The following is a 245-nucleotide window of genomic DNA, read 5'->3' on the forward strand; positions in this document are numbered from 1 at the left end:
CTGGCGTGCCGTCTGAACAGCTCCTCTGCCCGCGGCTGATTCAATTGGAGCTCGTCAGCGTATTCCCAGTTGGTTTTCCACTTTTCGATTCGAATCCATGCTTTTGTCTGCATGTAAACGAGCAGGGCCAAAAATAGTGACCGCTCTCCCTCGCGCCACTTTCCCTCTTTCCCCTGCTCTCTTGCATCTTGTAAGTAATTCGTATACGCACGAATCTTTTCTCCATGCACAAATAAAGCCTGCTG

1 pseudogene is annotated in these 245 nt (G+C 50.2%); it reads right to left on the bottom strand.

Annotated elements, in window-relative coordinates:
- Positions 1-230: pseudogene (locus SB775_RS32775) on the bottom strand (DUF4129 domain-containing protein); the annotation flags it as partial.
- Positions 231-245 lie beyond the last annotated feature (15 nt).

The organism is Peribacillus sp. SIMBA_075 (assembly GCF_046534585.1).